General features: G+C 47.1%; 1 pseudogene. It reads right to left on the bottom strand.

Going from position 1 to position 709, the window contains the following annotated elements:
• Nucleotides 1–709: pseudogene (locus ABR854_RS25760) on the bottom strand (hypothetical protein); the annotation flags it as partial.

Here is a 709-nt window from a genome sequence, read left to right as displayed (position 1 = left end):
GTTGATACATGTTGCTGTGTATGTGCCTGCTGTACTTACACTGATGCTGCTGCCTGTCGCATTTGTACTCCACTTCAAGCTTCCTGTACAACCTGTTGCTGTCAACGTTGCCGTTTCTGCATTACACAAGCTGTTCTTGTTCGTTGAAATTACTGGAGCTGCTGGGCTGCTACCTGTCGTGATAACTACTACATTGCTCACTCCACTTTCCCCACAACTGTTGCTACATGTCGCTGTATAACTTCCTGCTGTGCTTACACTGATGCTGCTGCCTGTCGCATTTGTACTCCATTTCAAGCTTCCTGTACAACCTGTTGCTGTCAACGTTGCCGTTTCTGCATTACACAAGCTGTTCTTGTTCGTTGAAATTACTGGAGCTGCTGGGCTACTGCCTGTTGTGATAACTACTACATTGCTCACTCCACTTTCACCACAACTGTTGATACATGTCGCTGTATAACTTCCAGCGGTGATTACACTGATGCTGCTGCCTGTTGCATTCGTACTCCATTTCAAGCTACCTGCACAACCTGTCGCTGTCAATGTTGCCGTTTCCGCATTACACAAGCTGGTTTTGTTCGATGAAATTACTGGAGCTGCTGGAGTCGTACCTGTCGTGATGGTTACTACATTGCTCGCTCCACTTTCGCCACAACTGTTAATACATGTTGCTGTGTATGTGCCTGCGGTGCTTACACTGATGCTGCTG

This window comes from Emticicia sp. W12TSBA100-4, from assembly GCF_040253585.1.
Classification (GTDB): domain Bacteria; phylum Bacteroidota; class Bacteroidia; order Cytophagales; family Spirosomataceae; genus Emticicia.
The sequence above is the reverse complement of the archived record's forward strand: the minus strand, read 5'-3'. Positions and strand labels throughout refer to the sequence as shown.